Source organism: Maribacter forsetii DSM 18668 (genome assembly GCF_000744105.1).
GTDB classification, from domain to species: Bacteria; Bacteroidota; Bacteroidia; order Flavobacteriales; family Flavobacteriaceae; genus Maribacter; species Maribacter forsetii.
This window is the reverse complement of record NZ_JQLH01000001.1, coordinates 3,434,620-3,448,233: the sequence shown is the minus strand read 5'-3', so window position 1 is coordinate 3,448,233 and position 13,614 is coordinate 3,434,620. Positions and strand designations below refer to the sequence as shown.

Genomic DNA, 13,614 nt, shown 5'->3' with positions numbered 1-13,614 from the left:
AAAATATGAATATTAAAAATAAGTTCTTAATCCTGTTTGGAGGTTTAATGCTCATGTTTGGTAGCGCAATTGCCCAACAAGATGCTCAATATACACAGTACATGTTTAATACCATGAGTGTCAATCCTGCTTACGCTGGCTCAAGGGGGCAGTTGAGTATAACTGCTTTGCATAGATCGCAATGGGTAGGTTTGGAAGGAGCACCTTCAACACAGACATTGAATATTCAGTCTCCTATTAGAAATAGTAAATTAGGGTATGGATTTTCAATTGTTAATGATGAAATAGGTGAAGGTGCTGTTCAAGAAACTTATTTTGATGCTGTTCTTTCCTATACCATTGATGTATCTGCTGAAGGTAAATTCTCATTTGGATTGAAGGCAGGTGGTAATTTAATGAATTTAGACTTTAGTCAGCTTCGAAATTTTGATGAGGAAGTTGTAAGAACTGATAATATTGAAAACCGGTTTTCACCAAATGTAGGTGTGGGTCTTTACTACCATTCATCTAAGTTTTACGCAGGTCTTTCTGCACCTAACTTATTTGAAACGGAACATTTTGACAGTTCGCAACAAGATGCAAATGATACGCAGTTTTTATCTAAAGATAGAATTAACTTCTATTTAATTACGGGTTATGTATTTGATTTGAATGGAAATTTAAAGTTTAAGCCAGCATTATTGACTAAAGTAGTAGGAGGAGCTCCTTTACAAGTTGATTTTTCCGCAAATTTTATGTTCAATGAGAAGTTTACTTTTGGCGCAGCCTATAGATGGGATGCGGCGGTTAGTGCAATGGCTGGGTTTCAAATTTCAGATCAATTTATGGTTGGTTTAGCTTATGATAGGGAAACTACAGATTTAGGTGGTACACAATTTAACGATGGATCATTTGAAGTACTCTTAAGATATGAATTGGTAAAATCATTTCAAAGATTGGTTTCACCTCGTTTTTTCTAAATGGCAAACTTATATATGAAGTATACAGTAAAATTATTAATAGTAGCCTTATTGTTCATCCAAGGGTTGGTTAATGCTCAAGAGCGATTAATTCAAAAAGGTAATGAAAAGTTTGACTCATATTCTTTCAGTCCTGCTATAGATATCTATAAAAAAGTGATGGATAAGGGGTATGTTTCGGCAGACTTACTAAGAAAATTGGGTAATTCATATTATTATAATGCAGACTACACAGATGCAGCAGAAACGTACAAGAAATTAGTGGCAGATTATTCTGCAGAGGTTACCCCTGAAGATTATTTTAAATATGCTCAATCATTAAAAACCATAGGTGAATACGATACCTCTAAATCTATAATGAATAAATTTATAGAAGTAACTAAAAGTGATGGTCGCGCTACTGCTTTTGATGATGATCGAAATTTCATGTCAGAAATTGAAGAGAATTCAGGTAGATATAATTTAGGACCTTTTGAATATAACTCCCCTTATTCTGATTTTGCTCCTTCATTTTATAAAGAAGGATTAATATTTTCTTCGGATAGAGATACCGGTAATTTTGCAAGATATCGCCATACATGGAATGCTAAAGATTTCTTGGATCTCTATGTGGTAAATTCAGATAGTACTACAGTTGATCATGTAAAGAAATTAAGTGAAAATATTAATACACGTTATCATGAGTCCACTTCTGTGGTTACTAAAGATGGTAAGACCATGTATTTTACGCGTAATAATTCTGAAAAGAGAAAAACTGTAAAGGATGATAAAGGTATCGTTAGATTAAAAATTCTAAGAGCTGTACTAACTGATGAAGGTATATGGGGAGAAGTAGAAGAACTACCTTTTAATAGCGATTCTTATTCAGCTGCCAATCCGGCTTTAAGTCCAGATGAGAATACTTTATATTTTGTATCTGATATGCCTGGTACCCTTGGTGCATCAGATTTATTTATGGTGTCTATTAATGAAGATCGTACCTTTGGTACACCTCAAAATTTAGGTTCAAATATTAATACAGAAGCTAGAGAAACATTTCCTTATATAACTAGCGAAGAAATTTTATACTTTTCTTCAGATGGTCACCCAGGTTTGGGAGGATTAGATGTATTTGCTACCAAAATTGAAGACCAAGATTTTACTGGTAAAGTTTTAAATGTTGGCGAACCTATAAATAGTAATAGTGATGACTTTACCTTTATTTTTAATGAGGAGTTAAGAACAGGTTATGTAGCATCTAACCGCGAAGAGGGTATGGGATATGATGATATTTATAGCTTTACAGAAACAAGACCTTTGGTTTTTGATTGTCTTCAAAAAGTTACTGGTACTGTAAGAGATAAAATTTCTAATGAAGTTTTAGTTGGAGCTACTATAAAGGTTATCAACGAGAATAATGAAGAGGTATTATCCACGATTACTGATTCTGATGGTAATTATACTTTGGAACTTGATTGTACTAAAGGAAACTTTGTAAGGGCACTGATGGAGGGGTATGTCCCTTTTGAAGAATACATAGGTGTATCTGATGGAAAACCAAAAATTATTGATTTTTATCTGGAAAGGGATAATATAACCGGAGGGTTTGGAGATGACCTAGCGAAACTTTTACAGCTAAGTACTATTTATTTCGATTTCGATAAATATGATATTAAAAAAGTTTCAGAAGTAGAAATAGAAAAAGTAATTGCTGCTATGGAAAAATATCCTAGTTTAAAGTTAAAAGTAAATTCTCATACAGATAGTAGGGGTCCTGCCGCCTATAATCTTTGGTTGTCAGGTAAAAGAGCAGAATCTACAGTTAATTATATGATTAATAAAGGTATCTCTAAAGACAGATTGGTCAGCGAAGGTTTTGGTGAAACAAAGTTATTGAATGAATGTTCAGATGGTGTAAAATGTTCTGCAGCAAAACATGATTTAAATAGAAGGTCAGAGTTTATTATTCTAGAATAATAAGACAGCATTAAATATTTTAAAGCGACCTAGAAATAGGTCGCTTTTTTTTACCCTATTTTTTTAAAAAGATGTTGTTTTTAGTTTTAGTATAATAGGCTAATACTTATGTTTTAATGGTAGTGATAGATAAAATGCAGTCTCTTTATTAGCATATATTTTTATTTAGACAGCATCATTCCATGTGTTCATGTGGTTATAGGCATACTTCACAACAAAAGTTAGTTTCAGCTTAATTACGTTATTATTTTTACAGATGATATTGATTGCATAATGATTTAGAATATCAATACCCCCATATGTATAATTATGAGTTTAAAGCAGTTTTATTATCTATTTTTTTTCTTTTGTGCTACAAGTTTCTATGCGCAAGAAACTTATCGCGATAACTTTAGCAGTGTCTCATATTCAAATAATAATGGTAGCTCTAATTTTTCTACTAATTGGATAGAAACTGGTGATAATGATTTGGGACCAAATAGCCAATATATTAGAATTAGTAGTAACAGGTTAGAATTTTATTATATATGGTCTGAAACAATACGTAGATCTGTAAATTTAGATGGGGCTAGTACTGCTAATTTAAGTTTCACATGGCAAACATCTAGTCTTAGTAATAGGTTTTTAGCAATTCAAGCTTCAAATAATGGAGGAGCTTCCTATAATACAATTGCCACTATAACTGGAAATAATAGTTCAGGAACCTTTAGTCAAGATATTTCGGGGTATATTTCGGCGACAACCACGTTTAGATTTCAGAAATTAGGTAATAACTGGAATAACAATGATTATGCTATTATTGATAATTTTTTGGTGACAGCAACTTTTCCTGCACCAATACCAGTAATTGAAGTAGATGATTTAACGGTTGATGAGGATACAGGTAATGCAATCTTTACCGTAAGACATTCGGGAACTAATGCTACAACTCCTTTCACGGTTAATTATGAAACTGTTGATGGTTCGGCTTTAGACGGTAGTGATTATACTTCAACCTCAGGTATTTTAAGCTTTAATGGTAATGCGGGTGATACTGAAACTGTTACGGTTCCTATTCTAAATGATGCCGCCATAGAAAATCCTGAAAATTTCTCGCTTCAATTTACATTGTCTTCAGACCCGCAAGTTGATATTAGTGACACGGCTATAGTTACCATAACTGATGACGATGCATTAATAATGACTGATGGAGGAAGTGCAACAACCTGTAGTGATACTTTCTTTGATCCAGGTGGACTTTCGAATTACAGCAATAATCAAGATGTAACGTATACCATATGTCCTGATACGGTAGATACCTATTTAAATGTTAATTTCACAAGCTTTGAAATTGTCTCTGGTGACTTGTTGTATATATATGATGGTAATTCTACTGGAGCAACTTTAATTGGTCAGTATGACAGTGCCAATGTTCCCACTTCAATAAATTCTTCCGCTGCATCCGGTTGTTTAACATTTAGGTTTGTTTCCAACGGAAGCAATACCGGTGCCGGATGGGAAGCTGAAATTAATTGTTTTCCTGATGGACCAATTATCATAATTGAAGATATAACTATTGATGAAGATGTAGGTAATGCTGTTTTTACAGTGCGGTCTACCAGGGCGGCCCATGGTAGAAATGTATTTTTATTCGGTTTTATTGAAGCACCTTTTACTGTAGATTTTCAAACTGTAGATGGTTTGGCACTTGCCGGTAGCGATTATACCACAACAGCTGGAACATTGACATTTACAGGAGAATTGAATAATGTTCAGACTATTTCAGTACCCATAGCAAATGATGGAGTACCCGAATTTGCAGAAGATTTCGATATTGTGTTTACAGGTGCAACTGCTCAGTACGCTGTAGTAAATTATAACGATACAGGAAAGGGGACAATTAACTCCCAAATTTTAGCGAATGACCCTTTAACTCTATTTCAAGAGTTTGATGGATATTATGACTATTCTACAACTGGTGGTACAATGCGTACAAGTCCAAATGGAGGTAATCCGTGTGCGGTTACCTCATCCTCTTCCAATAGTTTAGTTTCACCGGTTCCAGGAACAGCCACGGTAGAAAGAGCATACCTATATTGGTCACATTCAAGTACAGTACGTGATGCGGATGTGATTTTTGAAGGGCAAAGCGTTTCCGCCAATTTTTTGTATCAAACTTCTTTGGGGAATAGAAACTTTTTTGGCTACGTAAGTGATGTAACCACAATTGTTCAAGGTGTTTCTAATTTGTCTAGTAATGTTTTTGATTTCAGTGGTCTTACGATTAATAATACGGGAGAATACTGTAGTACTAGTACCGTTTTGGGTGGCTGGGCATTAATGGTTTTTTATGAAGATCGTTCTTTGCCCGCTGTAAATATTAACTTGTATCAAGGTTTTGATGGGCTTAGTAATGATGGTAATTCATTTACATTAGATTCGTTTTATGCTATCTCTGGTACTGGAGCAAAAGCTTCGTTTTTATCATGGGAAGGTGATCCAGATCTAAATGGGTCAAGTTCAGGCTCTACAAATCCTGAAGAACTATCTATTACAAATCAAAGAAATCAAAATTTTGTGCTTACTGGAGATGGAGGTCAATCAGGTAATAATTCGTATAACTCTACCATTTATGATAATACTGTAACACCGGTTTATAATAATGCAAATACTTATGGTGTTGATTTGGATACCTATGATATTTCCTCATTTATTCAACCAGCGGATAGTGAGGTAACAGCAAACGTTGATGTCGGTCAAGATTTTGTGATTTCAGCAGCAGTGGTGCTAAAAGTACCATCTAACCTTATTGCAGGTCGTGTTTATGAGGATGTAAACTACCCTGGTGGGGCAGGGAGAGATCAAGTAGCTTCAAGCGGGGTTGGCATTTCCGGTGCCATTGTCGAACTTTTTGATTCCTCCGGCACTTTTATCCAAAGAAAAAATACAGAGGCTAATGGAAGCTACTCGTTTGGAGGTATGGCAGATGGTAATTATCTTATTAAAGTAGTAAGTTCAACCGTAAGATCAACCAGAGATAATGGTCCTAATTGTTCTTCATGCTATCCAGTACAGACCTATAGAACTGAAACGGATTCAGGTGGTATCGTAGATATTACCAATGAAGTAGGAGGAGCTGATCCAACTGCTTTTCAAGATGTATCCTTAGGTGTTATTAATAATGCACAAAGTAGATCAAACGTAGAAGTAGAAGGAAATGGAGTAGTAGGTATAAACTTCGGCTTCAATTTTAATACTGTAGTTAATACCAATGAAGCTGGTCAGGGTTCGTTTTCACAATTTATATTGAATTCTAATACAATTGGAGAGGTTGGGTTGGATATAGAAGCGAATGGACTGTTTGATCCAGAAGCAGGTGAGGATACTTCTATTTTTATGATACCTTCTACCAATGACCCCTTAGGCAGAACTGCAGATGTTAATTTTGCAAATGGTTATTTTAATATCACAATGTCAAATTCTGATACTTTTCCCGTAGTCACTGGTACAACTACAGTTATTGACGGTAGAACACAAACTTCATATTCAGGAAATACAAATTCAGGTACAGTAGGTTCGGGTGGTGTTGGTGTAGGTATTTCAAATACGACATTACCAAATTATGATAGACCAGAAATACAAATTCATAGAATTGGGGGAGATGTTCTAGATTTAAATGGAACAGATGTTATTATTAGAGGAGTATCCGTTTACGCAAATAATAATGCCGGTATTCGCGTTCAAGGTGGCTCTGCAACCATTTCAAATAATTTGTTAGGTGTTGATGCAACTGGGTCAGGAGCAGGTAGCATTGATTATGGTATAGAACAAACTGGTGGTGAGTTGTCCGCTCTTTCTAATTATATATCTTCAAATACTGATGCAGGTATTTATATCAATGGAGGTACAAGAAGTACAGTTCAACTGAATAATTTAGAACTGAATGGTGATTCAGCTTGTTCTGATAACATTTTTGTAAAAGATGGCAGTAACATAGTTATTCAAGAAAATTTAATAGAAACGGCTGCTGCATCAGGAATTGAAATTGATGATGTGGATGGAGTAACGGTTTCAAACAATAACATACTGTCATCAGGTCTAAATGGTGGTAATTGTAGTGGTACCTATGAAGGTATGGCTATTAAACTTTCTGGTAATGGATCGGTTATAGAGCAAAATAGAATTTATTCTAATGGTAGTGAGGGTATAGTTGTCTTATCTGGTGCAACAAATACTATAAGTCAAAATAGTATATATGCAAACGGTACTGTAGTACCTAGCTTAGGTATTGATCTTAATAGGGACGGGGTTACTCTTAATGACAATACAGATTCTGATTCAGGTGCCAATAATTTACAAAATTTTCCAATTATTAATTCTGCTTTTATATCTGGAACCAACCTAGTAGTTATGGGTTGGGCATCACCAGGTAGTACTGTTGAGGTGTTTTTTACAGATGTTAATGAAGGTACCGCTACTTTAGGAGATAATCAATTAGGACTTACCCAAGACTATGGCGAAGGTCAAACTTATATTGGTACAGCTGTAGAGGGTAGTAGTAATGACCAAGATGCTTCTTCATCTTCATATTTAGATGATGATGGTAATACAGATAATACAAATAAATATAAGTTTGTATTTCCTTTGCCTTCTGGTACCGTTGTAGGAGACTTAATTACTACTACAGGAACAAGAAATAGCTCAACTTCTGAATTTTCTCCAGAAATTATAATAAGTGGTTACACTGTTATTACCAATAGGAATATAACTTATCGTATTAAAAGTAATTAAATAATAAGATAATTTTAAGAAGCTAATATTAGCTCAAGCTTGCTTTTTATTGGGGTTAGTCCGGTTAGACAACATCTTATTCATTGTTAATAATGCCCTTAACACCTTTGACAACATTTTTTTTTAAACTCCATTCCTTTAGCGGAATTTTATAATATAGAACCATGCTAAATATCTCCCCCGTATTGGCAGTATAACAATTTTTTAAATGAGGGCTTCTCTCGTCAAGAGAATAAAATTAAGATATATTGGCTTATTAGTATTTGCCTTACTATCAAGCATAAAATTACATGCACAAACCACTTTTACAGAAAGTGCAGCTTCGTATGGTCTAGATTTAGGTCAAAGGAAAGATGGTGGACACGCCTGGTCAGATTTTGATAACGATGGTGATTTAGACGTTCTTGTTCTAGAGAATAACAACAGTTCTGGAGTAAAGAGTTTTTTAATGCGCAACAATGGTAACAATACGTTTACCAATGTGCAATCTACTTTAGTGCCGGGTATGTTAGGTGATTGGGCAGAAAGGCAAGCAGTCTGGGGAGATATTAATAATGATGGACGACCAGATTTTTTAATAAACTCTTCAGGTAATAATAATGCTAGAAAAGCAATTCAAATATTCATTCAAAATACAAATGGTATTTTTGGAGATGGTATAGGTGGTTCAGCTCCAATAACAATAGGTAGATCAGGCGCAACTATTGTTATACCAAATGTAAACACGGAAGGAGTTGGTTTCTTTGATTTTGAAGGAGATGGCGATCTAGATATTTTCTTTGATAACCATGATATGGGTATTGAATTATTGAGAAATAATTTTATAGATCATACCAATCATACTGTCGCTAATCCTGCTCCAAATGTTTTATTTACCCATATAACAACTGGAAATGGTAATAATGTTACGGAATACGGATTAAATCAATTTGCTACAGATGGTGATTATGGTACCGCAGCAGATGTTAATGATGATGGTTGGGTAGATATTTTTATGCGTAAACGAGATGAAAATGACTTCTTTTTGAATCAAGGAGGTTCTTTTTCCAACGGTGCAGATTTAGGTCAAGCATCAAATAATAATAAGGGAGGTAACGGACTTTGGGATTTGGATAACGATGGAGATTTAGATGCTGTTTGGACAGAAAATGGGCGAACTCAAATACATAGAAATGACGGTGGCGGAGTATTTACGGCATTAGGCGCAGGCTCTTTTCCTGGTTTGCCACAACCTGGTAATTTAGACAATGGGAGTTCTGGTGCTAGAATAGACGCCTTGGCCGGAGGAGATATTGATAATGATGGTGATATAGATATTATCCTAGTAGGTAATAGCAGAAGTTATTTATACATCAATCAATTAAATAGTCCCACACCAGCTCCGGGTGTAATAGGTAGTGGATCAGCTATGGATTTTTCTTTAGATTCGCAACAATTCAATTCTGGTAGAGATGGTGAAGGTACTACTATGGTAGATGTTGATGATGATGGCGATTTGGATATTTACATCAATATAAATAACAATGCCAATCAATTGTACATTAATAATTTACCGGCAGCAAATCGTAATAATCACTTATTGATAGATGTTACCGAAGATAGGGGAGCCAATGGAAATACAGGCGGATTTTTAGGTAGGGTAGCTATTGGTACAAATGTATTGATTAGAGACTGTTCTGGAAATATAATTAGCGGATTAAGACAGGTAAACGGCGTATATGGTCATGGTACCCAACAACCAGAAGAAGTACATTTTGGATTACCTTTAGGTGAAAATGAAACCTATATTATAGAAGTCCACTATCCTAATTTTTATGACGCGTCAGATCCAAGTGGGTATTCAAGACTTATTGCCACGGCTATTGCACAGCCAAGTACCATTGCTGGTACCAATCATTACAAGCTTACGACTACAGATGCAGAAGCAATAGAAAACCCTAATGCACCAGTAGCGGAAGATGATGAGGTTCAGGTCACTTATGGCAATTCTGTTTCCGTACAGATACAATTATTCACGAACGATTCTGATGCAGATGGAGATAACTTTTCAATAGAAAGTGTTACGCAACCATCTGTAGGTTCCGTAGTCATTGATGATGCGGAAAACGGACTTGTAACTTATACTTATAGCGGGGCAACCCCTTTTCCTGGTGAAACTACTTTTGACTATACGATTACAGACTCAACAGATTCTCTTTGTCCTTCCTTAGGTAAGAGTGATTCTGCCACCGTACGAATATTTGAGCCTTGCACCGATCCAACAGGTATAGATACAGATGGCGATGGTATTAATGATGTCTGTGATTTGGATAATGATAATGATGGGATATTAGATTCAGACGAATGTTCATCATCGTCGGATTTGGTAGAAAATGGAAATTTTACAGATTGGATTTTTAATTCAGGATGGACGGGTTCAGGACAACAATGGAATAAAGATTCTAATCGTGCATATTACCCAGAATGGAACGGTACGGGTACGGCAAGTTTTTTCCAAACTATTAATGTAACCGCAGGTACCGTAAATACCATAACTTTCGATTTAGGAGCCGATAATAACAATGGAAGAGAGGTTACCTTAAATATTTTAATAGATGGTGTTCAGCAATTCACAGAAACCTCAAATCAAATAGTAACCAATAATGGAGGTCGTTCTCAAAATGGAAATGAGACGTTGAATATGGCTACTCGAACTTTTTCGTTTACACCATCAAGTAGTACGGTTGAAATTAGATTTAATGGCACTGCAACAGAAACGAACCATGATAGAATGTATGTTGATAATGTAATGTTAGACACAGGTTGTCCAGATTCTGATGGAGATGGTACAGCAGATATTTATGATTTGGATAGTGATGGTGATGGTTGTTTTGATGCCTTGGAGGGTGATGATAATTTAGACTTTTCTAATTTAAACGGAAATGGTAGTATAGCTGGTGCAGTAGACGATGATGGAGTTCCTGTTTTAGTAAGTGGTGGGCAAGGTAAAGGGAGTAGTGCAGATTATACAGTTACCTCAAATTTATGTGATGATGATGGAGATGGAGTAAATAATGCAAATGATAAGTGCCCTTATTTCGATGATAGTATAGATAGTGATAATGATGGCATACCAGATGGTTGTGATGTAGATGATGATAATGATGGAATATCTGACTGTGAAGAATCAATTGAAAGTGTATCTAACGAGTTTGCTTGGACATTAAATAACCCAGCCGGAGGTTTAGAAATGGATGCCAATTACACTCCAGAAGTTACTGATTGGATATTAGATAATACAGAAACCATGCTATTAAATACTTCAATTTTTGAAGTAAATGGTAGTAATGTACGTATAGATCCAATAACAGCAACAAATAAAGAAGAAGCTTTAGTAAATGGAGATTTTATAGAAGTCTCTTTTACAACAGGAACAGAAGTATCTTCGTTTGAGTTAAGGCAAATTAGGTCAGGTTGGTTTCAACCAAATAGAGGAGATTCTTATCGTTCAGCAACTGCATTTACAAGAGTAGGTTCTAATGCATGGAACACACTTTCTACTGATGTATTACATACAGATAATGGAGGTACTTATGCATCATTTCAACATTTGGATGGTGGTTCAGTTTATTTAGAGGCTAATACGGAATATGCTTTTAGGTTTTTTGTTTATGGACAAATAGATAACTCATCAGAGAACTATTCAATTTTTGACGATGTAGCCTTTGTCTTTACCGCATGTAGATCAGGTAATTTAGATGGCGATGCTAATCCAAACCATTTAGATGATGATAGTGATGGTGATGGTTGTAACGATACAGATGAAGCCTATGCAGATACCAATGCAGATTCAGATAACAATGGTATGTATGGTTCTGGAGCACCAATAATAAATGATGATGGCTCTGTTTCTGGAGCATCTTATGCTACACCAGTAGATGGTGATAATGACGGTACTTATGATTTTTTGCAGGCTGAAGGAGCACCAAGTATTACAAATGAACCTACAGATGCAAATGCATGCCCAGATGGGTCAACAAGTTTTACCGTAACATCAGACGGAGATGGTTATCAATGGCAACAATTTAATGGCGGAAGTTGGACTGACATTTCTAATGGCGGAATTTATTCTGGGGCAGATAGTGATGTTTTAACCATAACAAATCCATCATTATCCGATGATAATAATAGATATAGAGTAGTTGTCTCCAACTCTGCTTACGTATGTGAAGATACCACATCTGATGAAGCAGTATTAAGTGTTGAGGTACCTACTGTAGACGCAGGCGAAGACCAAACTATATGTGATGGCGAGTCAGCTACCCTTACAGCTACACCTACAGGAGGTAGTGGTACTGGATATACTTACTTATGGAGTACGGGAGAAACAACAGCATCGATAATTGTGTCACCATCTGGTAATACTAGTGGGAATGTAGTTGTAGATTATACCGTTTCAGTAGCAGATAGTAATGGTTGTACAGATTCTGATGAAGTAAGTATAACAGTAGAGCCAACACCATCAATAACAGTAACAAGTTCACCAAGTTGTAATTTTACCTTGTTTCAGCCTACAACCTATACTTTTGAGGTTACCGTAAGTGTAGGTACAATTACAGCTACAGACGGTACGGTGACCAATTTATCAGGTAATGTTTGGGAAATTGCAGATGTGCCAGATGGTACAGATGTTATCGTTACAGCAACTCAAGGTAGTTGTAGTAGAGATTTATCTGTTACGGCACCAAATTGTGTGTGCCCCGTTGTAGATCCACCAACAAGTGATGGTGATCAAGAATATTGTCAAGGAGATACAATTCCTGAAATTTCTGCAAGTACTAGTGGAGGAACAGAAACAATAGACTGGTATGATACTTCTACTGGAGGTAATTTATTACAAAGTAATAGCTTAACATACCAACCAACGGCGGCAGGTACTTATTATGCAGAAGCTAAAAATACCTCTACAGGTTGTGTAAGTAGTTCAAGAACAGCAGTAACGGTAACAGAGAATGCTCCACCACTTGCGAATGCGGGAGCAAATAAAACTATATGTGATGGCGAATCTGCAACATTAACGGCATCTGCTTCTGGTGGTAGCAGAGCGGGCTATACTTATCTGTGGAGTACAGGTGATACAACTCCTTCCATATCCGTAACACCGGTAGGTGACCCTACTATTAATACCACGTTAACTTATACGGTTACAGTAACAGATTCTAACGGTTGTAGTGATGATGATACAGTTGATGTAATAATTTATTCTACCCCAACAGCGACTGTTACCACAACTGATACGACTTGTGGATTAAACAATGGCGCAATTACTTTTAGTTTTCCGAATCATCCTAATAGATCGGGGATACAATTTAGTATAGATGATCAAGGTACGTATACCTCAACCGTAGCAGATTCTAGTGGGAGTTATACAATTTCAGACCTCCCATCGGGTACATATAAAGTATGGACAAGATGGGGAAATACGAATTGTCCAGTAGATTTGGGTGAATATGAGATTAATACAATACCGGTGGTTAGTTTTACCACACAACCGGTCAATCAAACTGTTTTTGCAGGAGACAATGCCATGTTCTCATCTAGTGTTACAAATGCAGACTCATTCCAATGGCAAGTTAGTACTGATGGCATTAACTATACGGATATTGTTGATAATTCTGAATATTCAGGAGCTCAAACTGATACTTTAACATTGATAAATGTGAGTAAACAAAAAGATGGCTATTCTTATAGATTACTTGCTTCAAACTCTAGTACAACTTGTTCTGCAACGCCGTCAAATGCTGCATTATTATTAGTAAATGTACGTACTGTTATTACGAATAAACGTATAACATACCGTATAAAACCAAATTAAAATTCTGGTGCTTTCTTAAATAATTTAGTAATCAATAAGGCTTTTAAGTCATTACTTTTTATGGCTTAAAAGCTT

At 35.7% G+C, this 13,614-nt stretch carries 4 protein-coding genes; all 4 read left to right on the top strand.

The annotated features are described in order from the left end of the window. Nucleotides 1-5 precede the first annotated feature (5 nt). The 4 genes from P177_RS14670 to P177_RS19490 all read left to right on the top strand — a co-directional run bounded on the left by P177_RS14670 (nt 6) and on the right by P177_RS19490 (nt 13,539). A complete protein-coding gene (locus P177_RS14670) occupies nt 6-959 on the top strand; it encodes a PorP/SprF family type IX secretion system membrane protein (RefSeq protein WP_036155926.1) in 954 nt (317 codons plus the stop codon). A 15-nt stretch (nt 960-974) separates the two neighbouring features. Then, entirely contained in the window at nt 975-2,915 is a 1,941-nt protein-coding gene (locus P177_RS14665) for an OmpA family protein (RefSeq protein ID WP_036158558.1), read from the top strand. Nucleotides 2,916-3,224: 309 nt separating this feature from the next. Then, nucleotides 3,225-7,685, top strand: a complete 4,461-nt coding sequence (locus tag P177_RS14660; protein WP_036155925.1) for a Calx-beta domain-containing protein — start codon at nt 3,225-3,227, stop codon at nt 7,683-7,685. A 208-nt stretch (nt 7,686-7,893) separates the two neighbouring features. Next, nucleotides 7,894-13,539 carry an FG-GAP-like repeat-containing protein gene (locus P177_RS19490; RefSeq protein WP_051941861.1) on the top strand — a complete coding sequence of 1,882 codons (5,646 nt, stop codon included), beginning with the start codon at nt 7,894-7,896 and terminating at the stop codon, nt 13,537-13,539. The last annotated feature ends 75 nt before the right edge of the window (nt 13,540-13,614 follow it).

Bases quoted from the DNA above. Each gene is read 5' to 3' on its own strand.
- P177_RS19490 (WP_051941861.1), top strand. From the start codon at position 7,894: ATGAGGGCTTCTCTCGTCAAGAGAATAAAATTAAGATATATTGGCTTA.
- P177_RS14660 (WP_036155925.1), top strand. From the start codon at position 3,225: ATGAGTTTAAAGCAGTTTTATTATCTATTTTTTTTCTTTTGTGCTACA.
- P177_RS14670 (WP_036155926.1), top strand. From the start codon at position 6: ATGAATATTAAAAATAAGTTCTTAATCCTGTTTGGAGGTTTAATGCTC.
- P177_RS14665 (WP_036158558.1), top strand. From the start codon at position 975: ATGAAGTATACAGTAAAATTATTAATAGTAGCCTTATTGTTCATCCAA.